Raw genomic sequence first — 23,475 nt, 5'->3', positions numbered from 1 at the left:
GTCGTGGGGCCAGCATACCACGCGACGCGATCAGGGGAGTAAAAATGATTCACATCAAATCTACAAATTGGGTACTTTCTAGCGCAGCTGCGCTCATTGTGTTGCTGCCAATGACAGACGCGCAGGCGCAGGACACTGACGTCACACCGCTGGCCGTGACGATCGACGGCCTCGCAATAGATGGCGAAGAGTATCGAAGCGTGACAATCACGTCAGAGACACCGCTTTCGATCCAGTTTTCCGAACCCGTTGCGCGCGAATGTTTGCGCGGTTCCCAAAACCAGTCTTCCGCTCATTTCGGCCGGAATGGTCCGTTGACGGATCGGGAGTTTGCGATGGCCACAACGGCATGGTCCTACTTTGAGAGCGGTTACCAGCCTGAAACTGGGTTGGTAAATTCCGTCGGATCGTTCCCGTCAACAACACTGTGGGACACTGCATCCTATGTCAGTGCTTTGGTCGCCGCATACGAGCTGTGCGTGATTGATAAACGCGCATTCGATGACCGTGCAACGCGCTTACTCAACACATTGCGAAACTTGCCTCTCTATCGTGGTGAGGCGCCAAATAAAGTGTACAATGCTGCTACTGGCGAGATGGTTGATTACACAAATCAACCTGGTGAGATAGGGATGTCCGCCAATGACATCGGCCGCCTTCTAGTTTGGCTGCAAATCCTGAAAGAACGCCATCCGCATCTCGCCAATGGTGTCGATAACGTCCCGATGCGCTGGAATTTTTGTAATCTCATCAATGATGAAGGTCGCATGTTTGGGTCATTCACGCAAAGTGATGGTTCCATCCGCTATGTCCAAGAAGGGCGACTTGGGTATGAAGAATATGCAGCTAAGGGCTTCGCGCTTTGGGGTTTTGAGGTTAATCGTGCAATGTCGCCAGAGCCACTGGATTACATTGAGATCTTCGGCGTTCGTGTTCCGTTTGACGGGCGCGATCCGCGTGTCTTTAAAAACCAAAACTACGTTTTGACAGAAGGGTATATTCTTGATGGTTTGGAAATGGGTTGGGATCTGCCGACAGATCAAACAAACGATGGCATGACTGCTAGCAACGGCTGGCGCGCAGAGTTTGCCAACCGTATCTACCTCGTCCAGCAACGTCGCTTTGAGCAAACGGGCATCGTCACCGCCCGTTCCGAACATCAAGTCGAAGGCCGCCCATACTTTGTCTACGACAGCATTTTTGCGGACGGCTATCCGTGGAACACGCTTGATCCTACTGGGGAATACCAACCCGATCGCGCAGCTATTTCCACCAAAGCAGCCGTTGGTCTTTGGGCCCTTTGGGACACGCCCTACACAGACCTTTTGTTTGAAACTGTCGCTGATTTGTCAGTTCCTGATCGTGGCTTCTACGAGGGTCTCTATGAGAATGGGAATGGGTTCATTCCCCTGCAGACCGCCAATAACAACGGCATCATACTTGCCGCGTTGCTCTACAAAGTCCAAGGACCGATCTTGCAACACGTCAATCAAAACACACAAGTTTGGGACACTGCATTTATGGGAACGGACATCCGCGACAACAAATGTCACCCAAATCGCTTGGTCGAAGAAGTGCCATGTTGTGCCTGCGCCATTCATAATAAAATCGCTCCGGTGATCCCAATCGAGGAATTCCGCTATTGCCGTCCGGTCGTTGGTGGCTCTGAGGTCAGTGCAACAGATTGCAGCACTGAGGAACATAACCTCAAATTTCCTCAAGTGCGCCAAGTGCTGCCGTCCAGTTGTCCAGTTCCTGCGTCAGACCCATGAACCGCGGCACAAAACCTCGGCTGGTCTGGTTCGATGCTAACCGGGTGTTCGCAGCGTTTGGCGTGGTGTTGATCCACTCGTCGACAGATTTTGGGGGCAAAGCCTTCCCTGACGCCACGCAAGGCGAACGCCTGATCCCCGTATTTTTGCGATCCATCGGGGAGTTCTCCGGCTCCGAGATGTTCTTCATGTTTTCACTGTTCCTGATGGCGATGCGCGTTGATAAAAAGATGCTGGCCTATGGCAGTGCGATTGCAATTCAGGCCCAGCGTCTGTTGGTACCATTCATCTTTTGGACAATCTTCTATGCGTTCTTCCGACTGTTAAAGGCGGACGCGTTTAACTATGCGCCCTATATCTGGGACCAACTTGGGCAGGTTCAAAGCTGGGTAGGATATCTGATCTTGGGTAAGTCCCAGTATCACATGCATTTCTTGCCAACGCTGTTCGCCTTGCTCTTATTCTATCCGGTGATGCGCACGGCGACGCGCTATCCGATTTTGGGGCTCACGGTCGTTATCACCATCGGTGTGATGAACAACGCACAGGGATTCTTGTGGGGACTGGACATCGACCCTGAGCTGCGCAACTACCTGATCCGCGCACTCAAGATTTTTGGTTATGTCGGCTATGGCATGGCGGCATTTGCAATCTACGGATTGTGGAACGATGGGATTCCGCGCGGAGAATCCCGCCTAATCCGGCGTTGCGGTTTCTATTTTGCCGCCCTTGCCTACGTCGCAACATTGCCCTTCTACAACGTGGCCTTTGAAACAGGTTCTTGGGGCATTCGGGCTGGCTGGGACTTTTATGGTCATTTCTTGATACCAATTTTTGTCTTCATTATCTTCATAGGCAGTCAATACCTGCAATGGTCGGATCGCTGGACGAAACTGGCCCGGTACACCTTCGGCATCTACCTCGTGCATCCGTTGGTGATCGACCTGTTTGACGTTGCTGTGTTCAAGACGGGGCTGTACCAAGTCATGGAGCCTTGGATGATCGTTGTTGGCAGATTTGCCTTCGCATTGCCAATGTCATTCGCTGTCGCAATTGGTCTGTCACGGCTGACGCCCTTGGCGTGGACGATCGGGCTTGGTCCGAATCCTTGGCAATGCGCAAAGCCACCACGCCCTTGAAGAGATAAAATATGAACGATTACTTTCTCAAGTATGAAGACCGTGTTCCGCCGCCACCCTTACCCTATTCCGCTGCACGCGAACTGTTGTGGCAGTTTTTGGCCGTGGTCGCGCTGGTCGTTGGGGCTTGGTACATCTGGTGGCGTTGGACGGCGTCACTGAACTCAAATGCACTGTGGTTCGCCGTTCCACTGGCCTCCGCTGAGAGTTTTGCATATTTCGGGGTTCTGCTGTTTGTATTTAACCTGTGGAAAGACGAACCAATCGAGATTTTGGAAGCGCCCACGGCCCTGTCAGATATTGCTCCAGATCACCCCAACGGTATGCGTAAACTGTCTGTAGATGTGATGTTCACCACTTACAATGAAGACCCGGAGTTGGTCAGATTGGGTATTCTTGATGCCCAAAAAATTACCTACCCCCACCCAATCGATATCCACATTCACGTTCTTGATGACGGCCAACGCGATGGAATGCGGGCAGTCACAGACGCGGAAGGCGCAAATTATATCTCCCGCAAGACGAACGAAGGATTTAAGGCAGGAAATTTGCGCCATGCAATGGAGCAAACCTCTGGTGATTTTCTAGTTATTTGTGACGCAGACACGCGGCCCTTCCCGAGTATATTAGAAAATACGTTGGGCTACTTTAGAGACCCAAAAATAGCTTGGGTCCAAACGCCGCAATGGTTTTACGACCTCCCCATTGGCAAAAGCCTGCAAGCCGCCCTCAGGCACCGATTTGGTCGGTTTGCAGGCAAATTTGGACAAACTGTAGAAAAAGTGATTGGACCCGTCCAAACTGGTACCGATCCTTTCGTAAGCGACCCAAAAATGTTCTATGATATTATTCAGCGCCGAAGGAACTGGGCCAATGGCTCGTTTTGTTGTGGTGCTGGATCAATCCATCGCCGCGAAGCCGTGATGGAAGCTGCGCTTCGCAGCTTTGGCACCAAGGTCGAAACCCGCACCCACGCCACCGAAGAAATCATTACGGTTACCAGCAAAGAAAACCAGATTGCGTCCGAACTGATGGACGCAATCCGCACCGAAGCCGCCACGACCGAGGTTTTAACACCTTACCGCTTCCACGTTTCTGAGGACATCTACACATCTATCGTTATGCATTCAGATCGCGAACGCGGCTGGAAATCGAAGATGCACCCCATCGTCGAAAGCAAGATGCTGTCCCCACAGGATCTTTTGACATGGACGGTGCAACGCTACAGATATGCTGGTGGGAGTATTGATATCTTGATCAACGACAACCCGCTATTTCGGCGCGGTTTGACGTTTCCACAGCGGGTCATGTACGCGACAACGTTTTATTCGTACCTCGCACCAATCTGGAATATGATCTTTCTTATCGCACCCATTGTCTATTTGTTTACAGGTATATCACCTGTTTCGGCATATTCGGCTGACTTATTTTGGCACCTTATACCGTTCTTAGTGACCCTAGAATTGGCAATGATGGTGGGCACGTGGGGCGTATCTGGCTATGCAGCCAAGGCCAGTTATTTGTCGTTCTTCCCGCTTGGGATGCGCGCAATCATGTGCGTCCTGCGCGGCCAAGAGATTTCATTCAAAGTCACCCCAAAGGTACGCCAATCAGGCAATTTTTTGACCCTCGTCCAACCGCAGATCGCGATTGTTTTGCTCACTGGGATAGCTGCGATTTGGTCACTTGGCGCACTGACATTGGGCACAACTTCACATTCCACAACGGGTGTCGTCTCAAACGTTCTTTGGGGGTTTAACAACTGTCTCGCGATGGCGGGCATCATTAGCGCGGCACTTTGGCTGCCCGACACGAACGAAGGATGCGACGAAAATGCGCTTTAAAGAGAACCTTATCAAAGCGCGAAGCCACATCATCTTTCTGGCCGCACTTGGATGCGGGCTTGCATTGGTGACTGCGATCGACGGCAGGACTAAAACGACAGTGCAATCACACGGAACTGGGTCGCAGATGGCATTGTTTGAGGACGTCACACCGCTGCCAGTCGCCATTTTGGGAACATCAACACCGCAGGATCTAGACTACGCGCGCATCGCGTGGCGCTACTTCCAAAACAATACCGATGCCAACACGGGCCTTGTGAATTCTACAGACAATTACCCATCCACGACCATGTGGGAAACGGGATCCTATTTTGTTGCCGTCATCTCGGCCAACCGCCTTGGTGTGATTGAACGAGACGAAGCCGTAGCACGTATCGGTTTGGCGTTGGACACCTTAAATACTCTGCGCTTGTTCGACGATAGGTTGCCTAACAAGGCGTATAACGTGCGCACTGGCGAATTGGTCAATTACGCAAACCAACCGATTGAACGCGGGCTTGGTTGGTCGGCTCTCGACATCGCGCGCATGATAGCCGCCTTGGGTCATGTTGAGGCGAACTACCCTGACCTTGCGACCAAAACCTCGCGTTTAATTGAACGTTGGGACCTGTCGGCCATGGTGCAAGACGGGCAGTTGATTGGCGGAAATATCGTCAATGACAACCTGCGTCGTGACCAAGAAGGCCGCGTCGGCTATGAACAATATGCTGCCAAGGCGATGATGTTATTCGGGTTTGATATGTACCGTGCATACAACGCTGAAACCAATTTGATGGTCAGGGACGTTGAAGGCCAACCAATCCCTGTCGACTCTCGGCTACACCGCAACGTGACGCCAGCTTTTACAGTCAGCGAACCCTATCTGTTTGACGGCCTAGAGTTTGGTTTTGACGCGCGATCCATACGCTTTGCGACCGCCATTTATAATGCACAAGAGGCACGGTACCGCGAAACTGGTATCCTGACGGCCGTCAGCGAGTCCCATATCGATGTCGCCCCTTACTTCATTTATTCGTCCGTTTGGGGCGGTGGGGCACCTTGGGCCGTTATAACATTTCAAGGGGACCGCTTGGACAGCCGCCGCACGGTTACAACAAAAGCTTCGTTTGCCTGGGACGCCCTGTTCGGTACGGATTACTCGGGTGAATTGATGGATGCGATTGCACCGCTGGGTGATCCGGAACGCGGCTGGCCCGAAGGAATTTACGAGATCGACGGGACGACAAACACGTCCGTCACTGTAAACACCAACGCTGTTGTCTTGGCGTCATTGGCATTTCGCGCCCATGGCCCCCTTATCCGGGTCGCCCCGTGAAATGGCTGATCACCTTATGTCTGATGTCCCAGTTTTATCTGGCGACTGCGGTGATGGCGGCCCCTTGTGTGTCTGCTACCTTTGATCGCCCGTTACCGGGTGCGACCGATGTCGTTTCTTTCGTGACCGATGTGCCGTCCGTTCAATTCCCTGCTTTCTGGCAACAGGGCCACATTGGAGAATTTTCCTACAAGATTTTCTCAAACGCTGAGGGTGTTTTGCGCCCCACAGGACCTGCTCAAGACTGGAGCATTGAGATTTCGTGTGATGGGCCGACGCAAGCTTGCGATCTCGGCCCGGAAGGCGCGCCAACTGAAGACGCACTCAGGATCGCCAGTATCCTTGGCCAATGCCTGATCCACGCAGATATTGATAAAACAGACTTCATGCCTCCAGCGGAACCGGCGCCAGTATCGACGCCTGAAGATGTGGCAGATGTCATCGACGTACAAGCCACCCCAAATCCTGCGCCCAAATTATCGTGCGGACTTTTTATTATAAACGAGGCCACGGACGAGGCGGTGATGCAAAGGCTATTGGTGATGGCTGGATCAGACCCAGGTCCAGTTGATGGCTTTTTGGGGCCACGAACATTCAGAGCGATGGATAACTTCGTTGTGGATTCTGGTTGGGCAACGTCAGTCGATGAAGTTATCATATTGTTAGACAAGCTGCTTTGCGAGCACGCTGAGTAACATCATGATACTGGCGCTTGACGTGTTTTGGATGTGTCCAAACCAGACCCACAGCTGCACGTGTCCGCGCACCCTACGTTTCGGGACATAATCCATCTTATTGATATTTGAAGTTTAAACTTCAACCACTTCACGGGGAGTTATGACTGAATCTGGTGTTTGGGTGGTTTGAAGGTTTGAACCAGACCGAGTTTACCGGAGAGCGTAAAGCTTGGAAGGTAAGTCATGACAAAAGGAAATTCAGGGAACCGTTTTTCGACAGAAGTGCGGGCGCGCGCAGTGCGTTTGGTGCTCGAGAACGAAGCGGATTATCGGACGCGATCTGAGTGTTTCAGATCGATTTCGCAAAAGATCGGGTGCAGTCCGGAAACGCTTCGGGACTGGGTCAACAAACAAGGGGCTGAGACTGGAGATAGAGAAGGTTTGACCCTGTCAGAACAGGCGCAGATGAAGGAACTTCAACGAGAGAACCGTGAAGTCAAACAAGCCAACGACATTCTTCGCAAGGCGTCGGCTTTTTTCGCGGCGGCGGACTTCGACCGCCTACTCAAGAGATGATGATGTTCATAGACAACCACCGTGAGCATCTTGGTGTCGAGGCGATTTGCAAAGTTTTGCCGATCGCGCAATCTGTTACCTGGCAGGCGCAGGGGCGCAGCCCTGCTGCCGAGAGGGCACTTATTACCATCATAAATCGATTGAGCTGGATCCCAGCAAGGCCTCGGATCGTGCAAAGCATGACGTCATCATAATGGCCAGGATTGAGTATTATTGGGAGAAGAGTGGGAAGCGATATGGCGCGGTAAAGATTTGGCATGACTTGCTCGAAGAAAGGACTGTAGCCGCCCGCTGCACGGTCGTTCGCCTTATGAAAAGCCTGGGGTTTCAGGGGATTACGCGTGGGAACGTCACAACAACAAAGAGCAACACCGCTTTGCCGTGCCCACAGGATAAAGTGAACCGAGAGTTCAAGGCGCCGGCTCCAAACATCTTTGGGGTTGCAGACTTTACCTATGTCAGAACGGCATTAGGCTTCATTTATGTGGCCTTCATCATTGATGTCTTAGCGCGTTACATCGTGGGCTGGAAAGTCTCATCGTCTCCTAATGCCCAGATGGTATTGGATGCTCTCAATCAGGCATTGGCTGCGCGTCAACCAGATCCCAAGACCCTTATTCATCATAGCGACAGAGGCGTTCAATACTTGTCTATCAAGTACACCGAGCGTCTTGAGGAAGCGGAAATCGATCCGTCGGTCAGCAGCGTTGGTGACAGCTACGACAACGCAATGGCAGAGACAATCAATGGTCTCTACAAGGCGGAGGTCATCAAACACGAGGGTCCGTGGCAAGGAAAAAAAGACGCCGAATTTGCCACGCTCAAGTGGGTATATTGGTTCAATCACGAACGTCGTTTAGGGCCCATCGGATACATCGCTCCAGCACAAGCCGAAAGGAACTACTATGACAGAATAATACCTGTTAGAGACCTCAGCATAGCCTGTTGTTTGGGTTCCCGTTGGTCATATTTTTCCAAAAAAGCGGCCTGTGTTTACGCTCTTAGGCGAGTGTAGTGTTGGGTTTCAGGCGTTACTTTTTGATTTTGGTCGCACTTATCCAGTGGGTTCCGGGTTTGGCAGGCCGTAGAGCGCCAAGAACTTTGCCCCCTTCGCGATATTATGGGCGATGGCTGCCAGGCCGAACAGGGTTAGGTTTTTAGCCAACCCCATCAGCCGCGTTCGAGCCAATCCATAGCGGGATTTATAGGTAGCAAATGGGCGCTCGCCGCCGGAGCGGATCACGGCAATCTCTTTGTTACGGACCAAATCCGCTTTGGACAAAGGGTGGCCCCGATAGCCCTTGCGCTGCACTTGATCATCAATACCAAACTGCTCCAATTTTTCGCGTGTGGCTTGCGAAGAATAGGCGGCATCCGCGTAAAGCGCTTCCTCGTCGCCCAGCAATAGCGTGTCCCGTTCGGTACTGTCATGGGCATTTCCTGGTGTGACCGTTTGGCGGTGGATGAAGCCATCCACTGCCCGGCAGTGGTTTGTCTTTTGCAAACCATGAGAGGGTTCGTCGACGCCAGTGTGGACCGAGTAGCCGTAGGTGGACTTTATATTACCGCGACTGTCGGCCTTTACGTGCCAGCCCGCATCCTTGTCGCGCGTGGGTTCATCATTGGCGTCTTTGCCGTACCCCGACTGCGCCGCTTCAACCGGAGTGGCATCGATGATATTGATGCGACCTTCAGTCATGATGATATGTTTTGCTTCAAGTTGGCGGTTCACTTCGCCCAGTAAAACCTCCCACAGGCCCAGTTCCATCAACCTCGCCCGAAAGCGCCCGATGGTAGTGGCGTCAGGGACATCCCCACCCAATTCGAGGTGACAGAATTTTCTGAACAACAGATCGCGAAACAGGGACTGAACCAGCTCAGCATCGCTCAAGCGATACCAGATGCCCAGCAATGACGCGCGGAGTAAAGTCAGCAATGGATAGCTCGGGCGGCCAGTCTTGCTGGCATAGATTTTGGCCATGATTTGTTCGAGCTTTACCCAGTCCAAAATCGCCTCGGCACCGTCCAACCCTTGCAGGCTCGCATGCTCCAGATCAGCGCTGGTAATGAAGAGTTCGGGTTGTGTGGAAAATGGCTTCTGCATGGCTTCAAAATAGCAAAATTAAACCTTCAGGGGAATCCCAGACTTATGCAGAGGTCTCGTTAATGTCGCCGCAGAATAAGGACTAAATCGTCTCCGATAAACACGGTCTGATTCAGAATTGCTGAAGTATGGAGCGCAGGAATTGATCGCATCAGCCGTCGAGGCCGAACTGGCATGCTACATGGCGCAGTTCTCCGAAGTGCGGACCCAGTCGGGCCACGCGGCTGTCGTGCGCAACGGGCATCATCCAGCCCGCCCTTTTCAAACAGGTATCGGGCCTGTGAGCGTGCGGATACCCAAGGTCCGCTCAAAAGACGGCACACCCGTGACCTTTCGCTCCGCCTTGGTGCCGCCCTATGTGCGTAGAATCAAGTCGTTGGAAGCAGCCTTGCCCTGGCTTTACCTCAAAGGTGTTTCCAGCGGTGAGATGGGCGCGGCCCTCAAGGTCCTGCTCGGCCCTGATGCGGCGGGATTATACGCTAACACGGTGTCACGCCTCAAGCGGGGTTGGGCTGCCGAGTATGATGGCTGGCGAAAGACTGCATTGGACGACGAGCCAATCGTCTATATCTGGGCTGACGGCGTCCACAGCGGCTTGCGCGGAACCGACGACAAGCTCTGCGCCCTTGTGATTGTTGGCGTGACAGCCCGTGGCAAGAAGCGGTTCTTGGCCATTGAGGACGGGGTGCGCGAGTCCACTCAAAGCTGGCGTGAGGTTCTTCTCAACCTCAAAGAGCGAGGCATGAACGCGCCAAAGCTGGCCATCGGGAATGGTGCTATGGGGTTCTGGGCTGCAATGGATGAAGTATATCCCGCAGCGCGTCAACAACGCTGCTGGCAGCACCAAACGATGAACGTGCTCAATTGTCTGCCAAAGCTGTCTCAACCAAAGGCAAAAGTCGCGATACACGATATCTGGCAGGCTGAAACCAAAGATGATGCGATCAAGGCCTTTGATTTGTTCGTCAAAACCTATGAGGCAAAGTATCCCAAGGCCACCCTGTGCCTACAAAAGGACCATGAGGAGCTCATAGCATTCTTCGACTTTCCAGCCCAGCGTTGGCAAAGCATACGCACCAGCAATCCGATTGAGTCCGCGTTCGCCACAATCAGGCATCGTACCAAGCGTTCAAAGGGCTGCCTCACCCGCGACGGCATGTTGCACATGATGTTCAAACTGGGGCAATGCGCCGAACAAAACTGGAGATAATTACGCGGCTTTGATTACCTCGCCAAAGTAATCACAGGCGTCACGTTCAAAGACGGAATTGAAGCCACAGACCCAGACCAGATCGCCGCATAACCGACAAACCTCAAACACCAGATTTGACAATAACTCCTTCACGGGTGGTCAACCGTTCCAGGTGCCCGATTACCTCAAAATATACCTCAAAGCCTACAAAGCGATCTGTAGGCGGGGCTTAAACCCCACCTTTTGCGGTCCGCACATTTCTGTGAGTCCCTTGGCTTTGTAGATTTGCAGAGGAGGTTATCCGAGGCCAACCATTCGCCGCGAACAGTTCGATCGTATCGCTCGGTATAGACGTTCTTCCGAATCCTCGTGCGAAACTATCCGGATGGGTAGACTGAAATGCTGATGTCCAGAAAGCAGTACTTTTGCTTCACTGTATTTTGAGCTGCACGTCTCTAGACTCGGAGTCATGAACAAAACGCCCAGACCATAGCTCCCGTGTTGGCATCTTAAGTTTCGCCAAAGCTGGGACAGGAGGTGAAAAAATTGACCTTTATTATAGACCAATACTTACACACCACAGCAAAAATTGTTGCCCAAGAAAGCTCTAAAGCTTTGTCAGAGCGCGAGTCGAAGCAATGTCTGGTGGGTTGTACCGATTTTACCAGCGACACTGGCTTAAGCGATACTTTGGAAAACTTACCATACTATTGTTGGGTTTATTTAAGATAAAAACTGAAGTGGTCCGGCAAATTCGGACAGCGTGCTAAGGTGTATCCAACCGGCTTTGTTGCACAAATAGGCTTGAAGCCGAGCTCTCCTTTACCCCAGACGGATTTAGCCTAGGGTCACGGTACGCGGTATACCAAGAGCTGTGAAGCCGTTGAGGATCGCGGCACGGATTTGGATCTCCGCAACTTGGCGGTCGAAGTCGCGCGCCGAGAGACGCTGACCGAGTAATTTCACACAATGCATCTTCGTTTCAACGCGGCTTCTGCGGTGATACCCGGTCACCTGTCGCCACAATGCGCGGCCCAGATATTTCGAGGATCGAACTGCGTCGTTTCGCGCTTTGGCTCCAAGTGTATCGGGTTTCCATAGCTTGGCATTCTTTCGGGGTGGGATGACGGCATGGGCATTCCGGGCCGCAATCGCATCGTGGCATTTGCGTGTGTCGTATGCTCCGTCCACTGCCCGGCAGTGCATGTTTACATGCATGAGAGGGGTCCGTGACGCTGCCGAGCTCCTGGTCTGGTGGGATTTGGTTCAGCAGGTCAGGCAGCATGGGAGCGTCCCCGATGCTGCTGCTCGTGACCTCGATTGCTCGTATCTCCAGCGTGTTCTCATCAATCCCAATATGTATCTTGCGCCACAGCCGCCGTTTAGGCCCACCCGTTGCCCGGCAGGGTATTGCACAGCAATACCTGAGAGGGGGCTTGCGGGCATACCACTCGCCTTCACCCTCAGCTTTGATCCCAGTGCTGTCCGCTGCCCGGCAGTGGTTTGCTTGCAAACCATGAGAGGGGACCAGCAGGTGCAGAGGTCCTGTCGAACCTTTGTACGGGATAGCGACGGACAACGTTTTCTGACGGCGGCAAAGGGTGCTAAAATCAGGTGCTGTCCAGTCCAGCCCGACAAGCTTGAGAAGGCTTGCCACAAATCCAGTCGTCTGTCGTAAAGGCAGACCGAACAGCACCTTGAGGGTCGGCAGGCTTGTATTGCCGCATCGCTGTAGGCTTGTTGACGTCCCCGTCGCCCTGAAGGCACAGCCTCCCACGTCATCTCCGCGTCAAACCAGATCAAAAGTGATCCCCTATTCTTCAGCGAAAGGTTATACTCTGCCCAATTCCGGGTCTTGTATTTCGTAGGGGTCCAACTGCTCATAACCGCCAGCTATCACGCTGGATTCATGTGGTGAATCCTCGGAGCGCTATTTGTGAAACAAAGCCGCTCCAAAGTATTAACTCCCCCAAAAATTTTGAATGAACTGAATTACACGTTTGAAAACTCAAAGGTATGTGGAGGTGGCGCAACGCTTACCGCGATCTATCCGGACGGGTATGTGATTTACTCACTTGCCACGTTTGTTTTTTGAGTGTTTCAAAATATTATATTGGAGGAATAGTGGCGTTTACATCACGCCTCAGTATCTAGTTGAGGAGAGCAACAATGACCATTTTGACAGTTATGAATGAAGACGAGACCAATGCGTCAGCGGTACCACTTACCTACCCAACCATTACTGCAGCCATGGCAGTGGCGCAATTGGGCGACACAATCAGTCTGGCGCCAGGTTCCTGGGATGAAGCTGCAACCATCATAGACGAGAACTTTACTGTTTTTGGTGCTGGTGCTGATACCATCACTATTGGAAGTGGCAATAATTTTATCGATGCAGGTGACGGGGCCAACACGATTAGTATTGGGCCAACTATCGCCAGCGACAATGTGATCATTGCAGGCGACGCGGCTGATACCATCACTGTTGGAAACGGTAATAACCATATCATTGCAGGCGGCGGGGCCAACACGATCCGTGTTGGCCCCGCTGGAACTGGCGACAATGTCATCATCGCTGGCATGGCTGCTGACACTATCACTGTTGGAAACGGTAATAATCGCATCAATGCAGGTGACGGGGCCAACACAATTGCTACTGGAGCTGGTAATAATTTCATTATTGGCGGCATTGGCGCTGATACGATCACAGTTGGAAACGGGAACAACTACATCGATAGTGGCACTTTTGGTGCCAATACGATTACTGCCGGGTTTGGCAACAATTTCATAATTACGGGTAACGCTGTCGACACAATTACAGCGATGGGTGGCGATAATATCATCAACGCAGGTGATGGGGTCAACACCGTCACGACCGGCGTTGGCAACGACGTTATCGCAGTAGGTGTCGGCGCGGATACCGTTACCTCGGGTGCGGGCGACGATATTGCTTCAGTCGTCGGTGGTGCCGACACTGTGACCACCGGTGCAGGCTATGATCGGCTTGTCATTGATTATTCGGATTTTTCAACAAACATGGTAAGCAGCCCCGTTACCGGCGCTGTAAGCTATATTGGTAATTTTGGTGATGGGGCCGCAAATATCGTAAGCTTTACTGCTGTAGAAGAATTTCACATCACAACTGGTGGCGGCAACGATACCATTATCACGGGGGCTGGTGCTGACATTTTGGACAGTGGAGCGGGTTCCGACACTCTCGACGGTGGCGCTGGTATCGACACAATTCTTGCTGGGTTTGGGTCTGACTTGATTTATGGCCGCATTGGAGATTCAATTGACGGTGGTGAAGATGCCGATAATAGTGACGTCGACGTCTTAAACCTTAACTATATTGGCCTGCACGAGATCGTTTTAGACGATCATGAAAACGGTACTGTTTACGCGTTGGACGCAAGTGGAAGCCGGATTGGTTCGTTCAGCTTCACGAATATCGAGAGCATTGTAGGAGATAACTTAGTTTTCGCAACGCCTGAGGTTTTGTCAACCGAAGTGGACGCAATTGACCCTGAGCCTGTTTGTCTTGATGATGTCGATAGCTTCCTTGTTGCTGTTGATTTGGTCGGCCAAGAGTGGTCATACCTAGGCGATCTCTGGGTCTACGACGCAACCAAGATCGTTCAAAATGGCAGAGAACTTGATACCAACGACAACACGATTGAAACTGGAAGTGGTGACGATGTTCTTCTTGGTAGCCGTGGAAATGACACTTTGATTGCATGCTGTGGAGATGACACATTGAACGCGGGCTGGGGTGATGACAAAGCCTTTGGCGGGGATGGGAATGATGTGATCAACCTTGAGAAGGGCAACGATTTTGCGGAAGCTGGGTTGGGCGATGATGTCGTAAACGGCGGCGAAGGCGACGATGTGATTTACGGTGACACCAATGTCAACAACTCGCTTGGTGGCGATGACAAATTGCGTGGCGGTGCCGGCAACGATGAGCTCCACGGGAACGACGGAAACGACGAGCTGAATGGTGGTTCCGGTGATGACGTCCTGTTCGGCGATCAAGGGAACGACAATATCTCTGGCGGTGAAGGCGATGATTGGGCAGCTGGCGGAGTCGGCGAAGACAAATTGCGTGGCGGTGCTGGCAACGATGAGCTCCACGGGAACGACGGCGAGGACTACCTCAGCGGTGGCTCTGGTAACGATACGCTCGCGGGCGGCAACGGTGTCGACAAAATTGTCGGTGGTAATGGATCAGACGAGATCGAAGGTGGCGCTGGCAACGACAACCTATGGGGCGGTGACTGGGCTGCTGACGGGGCGTCTGACACGTTCATTTTCGAGGGCGGCACAGGCAGAGACTACGTCCACGATTTCGAAGCTGGACTCGACGTTATTGACTTGTCCTTTTTTGTAACAACCTTCGATTCAGTAAAGTACGCAGTTACGGACCTCGGCTGGGCCACGATCATTGACCTGCAACACTTGAATGGCGGTCTGGTTGGCGACAAGGTAATCATAAAATCAGTTAGTGCAGATGATTTGGCCTTCGACAGTTTTATTTTCTAAATCCAACAACTGATCATTGATATACCGTGCTGTCTGGGATGTTCGCGATCAATGCGGGCCAGTCAGCCTGAAACAACAAAAAACTAACAGCGGTAGGGATGAAACCTAGCAACTGTATCTCTCAACGAATCGATGAAGCCCACATTTGTCCCGATTTGCAAAGTGCGTTTACAATTGTGACAAGTTTTCGGGCTACGGCGGTGACGATAACTTTGTGTGGCTTTCCAGCGTTGCGTAAACGGTCAGCGAAGGCTTTGAGGACAGGATTGTGATAACTTGCTACGAGCGCGGCCTGAAACATCACGTGCCGCAGCAGCCGTCGTCCTCCAGCAATGGCCCATTTGCCTCGCATCGCACCACTGTCGCGGGCAATCGGAGCAAGACCTGTCAGTGCCGCTGCCTGTTCACCTGAAATCTGCCCAAGTTCGGGCAACTCAGCGATCAACATGCTGCTGACTACAGGGCCGATCCCAGGGACGGAACGGAAGATTTCAGCGGTTTGCATCAATGCGTCATCCGCTGCGGTAAGATGTCCAATTTGGGTTTCCAACGTGCCTACCTGTGTATCAAGAAGAAGGCGCAGCGCAGTGTCCATGTCCTTGACAGCATCATCCGGTCCTTGCTTTTGACGCGCCTTGATCTGCGCAAGCAGCCGCTTTCATTTTTCGACTAACTGGCTAGGCTTAGTGGTCAACACTCTGAGAAGGCGTAGCTTTTGGGCGGGAAGCTTGCGCCCAAAAGCTGGTCTAAAGGCTAAGAAAAGCGCTATCAGCTCAGCGTCTAATCTATCTGTTTTTGCACGTGTGCCTTGGCTGGCAGCAAAGGCTTTGACTTGTGCAGGTGGTAGTTGGCGGGCTTCAACCCCAGCCGTATCTAATGCCGCCCAGAGCCGCCATTCCTGCCCACCAGTTGCCTCAAAACAAACGACCGTTCCGGGCTCAGACGCAATGTTAGTCAATTCCGCATGACCTTCTGCCGTATTCGGCAATCGCTGTTGCTGACCCTGTGGTAAAATATGAATATCCAGCCAATCTCGCGAGACATCGATACCAATAATGGCGTTTTGTGATAACTTGTTCATACTCTCTTCCTTCTGGTCCGTGGTCCTGATCGGCCACATTCAACTGTTCGAGACGATGAAAAGAGAGACGGTGCTGGCAAGCTAGGAAACGTGGTCAACCCACAAGGCTCAGACGCCATACACCGCCTCAGCACAGCCATGACGTACTTGTCCCATAATGCTTCCTTCCATTCCAAAGAACAGATCGCACCATCAAACCATGGGATCAAACACCTAGCTTGAAGGGGAGTATCCGAAAGGCTTAGGCATAGTAGCCGCCAACCGGAAGGGTTGGTTCGGGTAAGGTTATCGCACCAATCGCCTGCCAAGACACGCTCGCGCGCGCAATGTGGGTTCTTTCCCAAGTCTTAAATTCCATCGTAAATTCGGTCGCTTTGACTTCTGTAACGTTAAGCACAAACCGCAGATTGTTTGTGCAATCAGAGTCTATCCCTGTAATCCCTAGCGTGATCGCTGGAGTTTCTCTGAAGCCAATCAAAAATACGATATTGATGCTTACTGAGCGACTGCCACTACCAGACCACATGAACAAGTTTTCATCCACGTGATTAAACAACTCATCAGATGCCGTAATGACCTGCATGTCCCCAATCTGTATTTTTGTCTGGGAACAGCGCCTCCGAATAGGATTGCTGTTTGCCGCATTTGTTGCCGGTCTCCACATAGCTTCAAAATCCTATAATCTTATAGTGTGAACAGTGATATTGCCGCAGGGTCTATTAAACTATTTTAATGACTATAATTTGAGACTATCGCCGATCATAGGGTTTGAGCAGTGGCCTACCCTTTTGAGCAGTGGCCTACCCTTTTGAGCCGTGGCCTCGCCTGCTTTCTGAGGTACCCCTAGTTTCCTAGACACCTGCTTCGTTCATTTTCCTTTGTTTAATTTCATAGTCAACCGGCGATAGCATGCCATTGTTCGTGTGCTTGCGGTTGGGGTTATAAAACATCTCGATGTAGTCGAACACGTCCTGTCTTGCGACATTGCGTGTTATGTATCTTCGTCGCCTGACCCGCTCCCGTTTCAAGAGCTGAAAAGGAGGCCAACTGGTTCTCGATGGCGTCTATGTTGGGTGTAAAACGCACAGCAATAATGGGTCACAGAAACGGCTGCGACATAACGCAGTTGTAGCGGAGTAAAATCCCGCCAGAAGGCTTATCCCTTTTAGTCCGGTTGCCCCACATGTCGACGCGGCGCAGAACCTCGCCCTTGTGGCTTGAGAGGCGGGTCGGATCAGTTTGTAACGTCTGGTGGGTTTATGGGGCGTGGCTTTTGCCGTGAACAAGGGCCTTTCAGGCGCGCTGTTCAACAAAATCACGATATGTCTCTGGCCCGAGACCAACACCGATCCCCAGCAGCGTGACGAAGGCACTGCGAATGTGTCGCCGTCGGTTCCAGCGGAACACGAATTCGTCGAGATAACGTTGTAGATGGCACTTTCTGAGGCCGTGGAAGACGCCTTTTGCCCACGTTTTTAGGTTGGAGAACACGCGGTGGACCCAGTGGAGTATGTCGTGTGCCTTCTTGCCGCTGACGACCTTCGCCTCATGCGTGTTTGCAGGGGGATTTTCGTAACCGAGCCAACCGTCCGTGATGATGTGAGCGCCAGGCTCTACAGCCTGACCAATGAACCCGTGTAGCGTCTTCGACGCGCCGTCGTGTCCAAGATGCGCCTATGGCATGGGGGAATGTGTTTCATCCTGATACGGCGCGGATGTCCGTCACTTGATAATTCGACGGCACAGACGACAAACATCTTTCCGACCGGGCTCCGCCCACCCTTTGGCCGGTCCTCGGGATCATGCCAGGACCGGAACGGCATCTCTGTTTCATCGATTTCGACAAGGTCTTTCAGGGGGTTGCGGTCAGGGTTGACCATCGACCGCCGCAGCTTTTGCAAGAGGAGCCACGCCGTCTTGTAGCTGCCAAGGCCAAGTTGCGCCTGAAGTTGCAGCGCTGACATGCCGTTGGAATGGCTGGTGATGATGTGCGCGGCAAGAAACCAAATTCGCAACGGCAAATGACTGCTGTGCATCACCGTGCCAGCCGTCACGGATGTCTGCCGTGCGCAACCGGCACATTCCCAAGTCGCGCGATTTCGCTTTAACGGCCAGCCCTTGCAGGTGCCACAGGAAGGACACACGAAGCCCTCAGGCCAACGATGTTCCGCCAAATAATGCGAACACGCTTCCTCATCAGAAAACCTAGCGTCGAACGCCGGGCGGGACATGGGTTTGTCGTTTTTCCATCTGGCTGGCATGGATAGAACAATACAAGAACAATGTAGATTGGCAAGCCGCTTCACACCACATCAGGTGCCGCCGGAGAAAAGGGGATAAGCCTTTCCCGCCAGTTTGTGTCCTTCGTTTATTCGGAGGGCAGGAGATGTATTCTGTGGATATCTATAGTCGTGTGCGCCGTGCCTGTTTGAAGGACGGGATGTCAGCTCGAGAAGCTGCGCGTTATTTCAACAAGGATCGTAAGACGATAGCGAAGATGCTGCGTCATGAGCTGCCGCCCGGGTATCGCCGCTCAGATGCGCCACGTCACCCAACGCTTGATGATTATGTTGGTGTCATCGACGAGATACTGCGCGCAGATAAGGCCTTGATCAAAAAGCAGCGGCACACAGCGAAGCGCATTTTTGAGCGACTTCGGGGCGAACATGGATATGTTGGCAGCCTGACCACGGTGACCTATTACGTTCGCAAACAAAAGCGGCAAACCAAAGAGGTGTTTGTGCCGTTGTCGCATCGTCCAGATCATGCGCAGGTAGACTTTGGCGAGACCCTGGACGACAATAGCATTTCTGAAATCCACGCCGGAGCGTTCTCGGAGTCCGGCACCCAAATCGCGACCGTTATGGTCCTCATTGATAAACCAGAGGAAGTATAATGGAAACGAAAACACACCCACAAATGCCCGTTCGTCTTGGCAAGTTGCCGAAGTTCCCGAAAGGCCGCAAGCAGCGCGCGGAGGAGTTCATTGGAGGAGGCTTCTTTGTCTTCTGTCGCGGTGAGTCCACAAATCGCATTCACCCGTCTATGTGGGCTTTTGAGTACGACAGCGCGGACTCGGCGGCTAGGCAAGCTGACATTCTGGCTGCGAAGGCGCCGGGCGAAATTTTCGAGGTGTTCGTAAGGCTGAGTTCGCATGCCGTCGCAGAGTCCGTCGAGACGGAGGAGGCAGCATGAGCAACCCGAACACCAAAGCGCCAGTCTCGAACCTAATGGCGGACGCACAAACCAAAGCTGCGCTCTCCGCGATGAATGCCATGCTTCCTAACGTGCCGGAGTCGGCTCGACTGGCTGCACACGTTCGGTGGTGTCACTACCAAGCGTCGCTCAAGGCTGGATTCGATCCGGCGCAATCTCTGGCGCTCTGCATGCACCCCCAAATGTAACGCCACCGCCCGTGTGGTCTTGCGGATCATACGGGCGAATAGACGGGAAACGAAATGAACGAGATAATGATCGAAAGCCGCTGCGCAACCGGCCTGATAGTGGCGAACCTGATCGCCAAGCTGGCGGAGTCCGGATTCCACGTCGAGCCATGTCAGATTGAGCAAGCCATCACTATCCAAGAGACTCTCACCGTGGAGGAACTTGCCGACGTCATCGTCGTGGACGTCCACGACATCCCGACGGATTATGATCGACCGTGGCAATACCAGAGTCAACGCCGTGGCACTAATAGGACGCACCCGTCAGCGTGGCGCAAATGATCGCGAAGTTTTTGAAGCGCATCGCAAAGAAGCTATCTCGCCGCACAAGGCACAAGGGATCGATGCGCCGCGCAATGAATCGGCCTTATCGAAACTTCCAAGCTGTGACCGCCGTGGACCTCTGGCAGCGCGCTTACCGCTTCGCAGAGACCCCAGCCGCGCGGGCTGGTGTGAAGCGCAGGGTAGCGAGAGAGCGCGCCCAGCGCGGAAGTCGGTTATGGCAATGACCAAATCATCAGCCTACCGGAAAGATAACAACGCCGCGAAAGCTCACGTTTACGGATGCGACGGCAAGGGTCCGAACCCATATGAGGAAGGAACGCGGCCCGCTCGCCTATGGGACAAGTGGCGAGAGTTTTACATGAACGGGGAATCGCGGATGGATGAAATGGCGGCGGCATACGGAGAGTTCCGGCCTGATCGACTCGAAGCATCATAACTGGCGACTTCACGTAATTCCCCGCGAGCCCAGCGCGATTTTTGGATTGATTCGTCCGATTCGCGCGCTGGACTCGCAAAATGCCATAAAAGCACAAATCTGGCACAATTTTGCCAATCTCCACCCAAAAAGCCGTGATATTGTGCCAAAATTCATGCTCATGTAAAACGCCGATTGGGTACTGTAAAACGCCAAAACGGCACTTTGAGATTACAAGGCACGGTCTTGATTTTATTTGATAAAATGGTGCCCCCACACAGGACCAAACCATAAATAAAGTCGTTTGATAATAAGGGCTTAATAGATATCCTTTTGGGATAATGTGTTCCCTTTTGTTTTATTTTGTGTTCCTGAGCTTCAGCATCCAAAGAGGTCATAAAGTAGTTACCCAGCGCACCACAAGGGACTCGAACTTGGAGGTCTCAAAGCCCAGAGGCTATCAGGGACACAGAGGCCCCATAGAGGTGTAATTTGTGGGTATTCCAAGAATGGGAAGTATCCAACCATCCAGCCATCCAACCCTTTATTTCTCCTGTAGGGAGGGGGAGTTTCCTACTCTATCCCAGCATCAAGCCGTTGTGGGTAAATACTTACTTCTACCCCTTCAGCTATCTCGCCCGTTATTATCTGACCTTTACCCTCAGCACCTCTGCCCGCGTAAATGCGTGCCTCATCATCTTGCCTGTTCTCTTTGGCAGACCCGACGATCAGGTGGTCTGGACGGAGACACTTACGGTTGTCGCAGGTGTGCCTTATGACATCTTCTGGGTTCAGCAGACGAGCATTCACAACCATAAACACAAAACGGTAGGCTATCTCATCATCACTTTCGCCAGTGGATAGGACAAATCGTACTCCGTGGGGGTCTTTTTGCTTACCTAACTCCCAACAGCCAAGGGGAGCCTGAATGCGAGACATTGTTAGCTCAAAGGGTTTGGCCTTGCGTGCTTTATGGAATAGCCTCTCTAGCACTTTTAGGGTGGTTGCCTTGTCAGCAAAAACCTTCGTGTAGAGGTCTCGGTCCCTTGTCCGTAGTTGTTCGTGGAAGGGGGATTTGGTGAAGTTTGTTAGGTTCTTTTCTGCTACTTCTAGCCAGTCTGTGATTGCTTGTTTGTTTGTCATAAAACTTCTACGCGTTTGACTACTGGGGTGGTTGGTTCGTCATCATCGTAGCTCTGACTTAGGGCACTGCGACTGTCATTGTTGCCTTGGGGGTCTATCAGGTTTTCGACCTTATTTACTTGGTCGCTCATTCTTGCGTAGTTGCCGCCATCCCATACTTTGCCGTTTCCAGGCGGGAAGGGTGATGGCTTAAACCAAGCCCACTTTTGCCCCCCACTGTTCCAAGCAAATTTCTTCTTCTCCCAGCCAAGGTCGGAAAACAGGTGGGTTTGGCTGTTAGCTTCTCTATGGGCAAACAAGTCTATGACCTTCCCAGCCAAGCTGACTGGCACAAAGACTATGCTCTTTTCTTCAAGCAATTCCTTGACCTGTTGTTTGACAACGTCTGGGGAGAGATCACGTAGTTTCGTCATGATGCTTGTGCTGTTGTTGGCTACATCAAGGCTCATAGCGTTGAAGCTTTTGACATCCCTTGCCATCAGGTCATCATAGATACCTTTGATGCCTTTGTCGGTGCTTATCAGGTCATAAACCGCCCCTACCAACTTGCTGAACCTGCCGTAGTCTTTGCCACCGTTATTGTAACCTTCGTGGTCAAAGTTCAGGATGAAGAACCGCCTGTCAGCCTCTTCAAGCCACAGAGGAAGGTGGTTGGTGGTCATCACAAAGGCACAGTGAATAATTTGGTCGTGGCTAGGCATGAACTTTGCCTCCACCATCGTGCTGTCTTCGGTGATGAGAGTTTTTATTCTGTTGGCATCTGTAGAGCCCTTTTTGACTTCTACTTCTTCAACGATAACCAGTTTGTTATCTAGGACTTCCTTGTTGAAGCGACCGACAAGCTTACTGACGCCGTTAGTTTTGCCCGTGTTTGCTGGACCGAATAGCGCTTTACACACATCGGTCAGGGTGGTTTTGCCTGTGCCCTGCTTCTGACTGTACAGCAGTATGGCCCACTTGGGTTTCTTGCCTTCGTTTTGCAGCACCCACGCAAGCCAGTTGATCAAGGTCTCGCGTTCGTTTTCGACTGGTATGACATACGAGAGGAAGTCCCAGAACGCTTTGGCATTTATCCCAAGAACTTCACGGTAAGCTGGTGTCTCCCAGATGTTTATGACTGCTACACCTTTCTTAAACAGAACTTTCTGCTTGTTGGATGGGAAGGAGGCCGTCTGTCCTGACCACACAGGGATGGTCTGTTCTGGGTCAAGGACATTCACAGGAGGATCTAGCAGCACTTTAAAGAAATCGGCCCAGCCATTGCTGTTCAAATAGAAAGTCGGGAACAACTCTTTGATGCGTTGGACCACGACTTGTTTCACATCATGAGACGTATACTTGACTGCCAAGTTATCTACATCATGGAATTTATTGTCTTTTTTGACATACCAAGAACTTACAGTTTGCAGGACTTCTGGGACACTTGCGACGTAGGACTTACCATCATTACCAAGACGTACAAACTGAGCACCCCCAGAGTTATGGGGATAGTTCCCGAGACCCTGCTGAAACCTTTTGTCGTGCTTGTCGAGGTAGGCTTTGGCATCAGCGGAAACTGGGAGGTCATCATCTTCGTGCCATTCGATCGAACCCTTAGTTTCTGCGGGTACTGGGTGGTCTTGTGTTTCATTGTCGTCGTTCATCATATGCCCCTCATTGTCGTAGGTAATTTTGGGGAGTTTTTGTCAGAACTACAACTGGGTGTCTGGCAAGTTGTGCTGGTATGGGTACGGTCTGTTTATTGATGTCCGCTTCCGGCCCATTGCTGCAGTTCGTTTGAAGCAGGCGCGCCGCAGTGCAGCTTCCCCAAAGTGGACATTTAACCGTTGCGCAGCATACTGATGGGCCAGAGGTTGGCTCTACGGGACGAAGCGGAAATTCATTTCTTGTCCACTTTAAGTCCCTCACGCTTAGACTTGGCATGTAAAACAGCACAGATGACAGATG

Annotated in this window: 17 protein-coding genes, 5 pseudogenes and 1 other annotated feature; of the genes and pseudogenes, 13 read left to right on the top strand and 9 right to left on the bottom strand. The window is 52.1% G+C overall.

From position 1 onward, the window contains the following. Nucleotides 1-44 precede the first annotated feature (44 nt). The 6 genes and pseudogenes from OAN307_RS06785 to OAN307_RS25975 all read left to right on the top strand — a co-directional run. A complete protein-coding gene (locus OAN307_RS06785; RefSeq protein ID WP_015499057.1) occupies nt 45-1,772 on the top strand; it encodes a DUF3131 domain-containing protein in 1,728 nt (575 codons plus the stop codon). After that, nucleotides 1,769-2,911: an acyltransferase gene (locus OAN307_RS06780; RefSeq protein WP_044043332.1), complete on the top strand. Its 1,143-nt coding sequence runs from the start codon at nt 1,769-1,771 to the stop codon at nt 2,909-2,911. Before OAN307_RS06785 ends, OAN307_RS06780 begins: the two co-directional genes overlap by 4 nt. 11 nt (nt 2,912-2,922) lie before the next feature. Further along, a complete protein-coding gene (locus tag OAN307_RS06775; RefSeq protein ID WP_015499055.1) occupies nt 2,923-4,755 on the top strand; it encodes a glycosyltransferase in 1,833 nt (610 codons plus the stop codon). Further along, a complete protein-coding gene (locus OAN307_RS06770) occupies nt 4,745-6,070 on the top strand; it encodes a DUF3131 domain-containing protein (RefSeq protein WP_015499054.1) in 1,326 nt (441 codons plus the stop codon). The genes OAN307_RS06775 and OAN307_RS06770 overlap by 11 nt, the downstream gene beginning before the upstream one ends. Further along, nucleotides 6,067-6,765 (top strand): peptidoglycan-binding domain-containing protein, encoded by a 699-nt coding sequence (locus tag OAN307_RS06765; protein ID WP_144055525.1) that lies wholly within the window; start codon nt 6,067-6,069, stop codon nt 6,763-6,765. The genes OAN307_RS06770 and OAN307_RS06765 overlap by 4 nt, the downstream gene beginning before the upstream one ends. 225 nt (nt 6,766-6,990) lie before the next feature. Further along, nucleotides 6,991-8,239, top strand: a pseudogene (locus tag OAN307_RS25975) (IS3 family transposase); the annotation flags it as partial. After that, nucleotides 7,278-7,394, top strand: a sequence feature (AL1L pseudoknot). It overlaps the preceding pseudogene by 117 nt. A gap of 138 nt (nt 8,240-8,377) precedes the next feature. On the opposite strand, the gene OAN307_RS06745 reads toward OAN307_RS25975, so the two are convergent. Further along, nucleotides 8,378-9,427 (bottom strand): IS5 family transposase, encoded by a 1,050-nt coding sequence (locus tag OAN307_RS06745; RefSeq protein ID WP_015499050.1) that lies wholly within the window; start codon nt 9,425-9,427, stop codon nt 8,378-8,380. 112 nt (nt 9,428-9,539) lie between these two features. Here OAN307_RS06745 and OAN307_RS06740 point away from each other — a divergent pair. After that, nucleotides 9,540-10,730, top strand: a pseudogene (locus OAN307_RS06740) (IS256 family transposase); the annotation flags it as partial. A 726-nt stretch (nt 10,731-11,456) separates the two neighbouring features. On the opposite strand, the pseudogene OAN307_RS25970 reads toward OAN307_RS06740, so the two are convergent. Beyond that, nucleotides 11,457-12,503 (bottom strand): annotated as a pseudogene (locus OAN307_RS25970) (IS5 family transposase). A 285-nt stretch (nt 12,504-12,788) separates the two neighbouring features. On the opposite strand from OAN307_RS25970, the gene OAN307_RS06725 reads away from it, so the two are divergent. After that, on the top strand, nt 12,789-15,161 hold the full coding sequence (locus tag OAN307_RS06725; protein WP_015499048.1) for a calcium-binding protein: 2,373 nt from the start codon (nt 12,789-12,791) through the stop codon (nt 15,159-15,161). 121 nt (nt 15,162-15,282) lie between these two features. Here OAN307_RS06725 and OAN307_RS29405 read toward each other — a convergent pair whose 3' ends face one another. From OAN307_RS29405 to OAN307_RS06705, 5 genes and pseudogenes are all read right to left on the bottom strand, one after another. After that, the gene (locus OAN307_RS29405) at nt 15,283-15,756 is read right to left on the bottom strand and encodes a transposase (protein WP_217564385.1); all 474 of its coding nucleotides are present in this window, start codon (nt 15,754-15,756) and stop codon (nt 15,283-15,285) included. A gap of 63 nt (nt 15,757-15,819) precedes the next feature. After that, nucleotides 15,820-16,242 (bottom strand): IS110 family transposase, encoded by a 423-nt coding sequence (locus tag OAN307_RS29400; RefSeq protein WP_217564384.1) that lies wholly within the window; start codon nt 16,240-16,242, stop codon nt 15,820-15,822. 241 nt (nt 16,243-16,483) lie between these two features. After that, nucleotides 16,484-16,825: an H-type lectin domain-containing protein gene (locus OAN307_RS06715; RefSeq protein ID WP_044043326.1), complete on the bottom strand. Its 342-nt coding sequence runs from the start codon at nt 16,823-16,825 to the stop codon at nt 16,484-16,486. A 268-nt stretch (nt 16,826-17,093) separates the two neighbouring features. Beyond that, a pseudogene (locus OAN307_RS25965) lies at nt 17,094-17,279 on the bottom strand (IS3 family transposase); the annotation flags it as partial. 256 nt (nt 17,280-17,535) lie between these two features. Beyond that, nucleotides 17,536-18,503 (bottom strand): annotated as a pseudogene (locus OAN307_RS06705) (IS1595 family transposase). A gap of 125 nt (nt 18,504-18,628) precedes the next feature. Here OAN307_RS06705 and OAN307_RS06700 point away from each other — a divergent pair. From OAN307_RS06700 to OAN307_RS27780, 5 genes are all read left to right on the top strand, one after another. Further along, the gene (locus tag OAN307_RS06700) at nt 18,629-19,138 is read left to right on the top strand and encodes a hypothetical protein (RefSeq protein WP_083902925.1); all 510 of its coding nucleotides are present in this window, start codon (nt 18,629-18,631) and stop codon (nt 19,136-19,138) included. Continuing rightward, nucleotides 19,138-19,437: a hypothetical protein gene (locus OAN307_RS06695; protein ID WP_051067961.1), complete on the top strand. Its 300-nt coding sequence runs from the start codon at nt 19,138-19,140 to the stop codon at nt 19,435-19,437. Before OAN307_RS06700 ends, OAN307_RS06695 begins: the two co-directional genes overlap by 1 nt. After that, nucleotides 19,434-19,646: a hypothetical protein gene (locus OAN307_RS06690; protein WP_044043324.1), complete on the top strand. Its 213-nt coding sequence runs from the start codon at nt 19,434-19,436 to the stop codon at nt 19,644-19,646. Before OAN307_RS06695 ends, OAN307_RS06690 begins: the two co-directional genes overlap by 4 nt. A gap of 54 nt (nt 19,647-19,700) precedes the next feature. Continuing rightward, nucleotides 19,701-19,967, top strand: coding sequence for a hypothetical protein (locus tag OAN307_RS06685; protein ID WP_044043323.1), 267 nt, complete (start codon nt 19,701-19,703; stop codon nt 19,965-19,967). A 223-nt stretch (nt 19,968-20,190) separates the two neighbouring features. Next, nucleotides 20,191-20,406, top strand: a complete 216-nt coding sequence (locus OAN307_RS27780) for a hypothetical protein (protein ID WP_144055523.1) — start codon at nt 20,191-20,193, stop codon at nt 20,404-20,406. Nucleotides 20,407-20,958: 552 nt separating this feature from the next. On the opposite strand, the gene OAN307_RS06675 is transcribed toward OAN307_RS27780, so the two are convergent. Then, nucleotides 20,959-21,528 carry an HNH endonuclease gene (locus tag OAN307_RS06675; RefSeq protein WP_015499044.1) on the bottom strand — a complete coding sequence of 190 codons (570 nt, stop codon included), beginning with the start codon at nt 21,526-21,528 and terminating at the stop codon, nt 20,959-20,961. Next, entirely contained in the window at nt 21,525-23,174 is a 1,650-nt protein-coding gene (locus OAN307_RS06670; RefSeq protein ID WP_015499043.1) for a primase-helicase family protein, read from the bottom strand. Before OAN307_RS06670 ends, OAN307_RS06675 begins: the two co-directional genes overlap by 4 nt. Nucleotides 23,175-23,475: the final 301 nt, after the last annotated feature.

Origin of the sequence: Octadecabacter antarcticus 307 (genome assembly GCF_000155675.2) — a bacterium.
GTDB classification, from domain to species: domain Bacteria; phylum Pseudomonadota; class Alphaproteobacteria; order Rhodobacterales; family Rhodobacteraceae; genus Octadecabacter; species Octadecabacter antarcticus.
The sequence above is the reverse complement of the archived record's forward strand: the minus strand, read 5'-3'. Positions and strand labels throughout refer to the sequence as shown.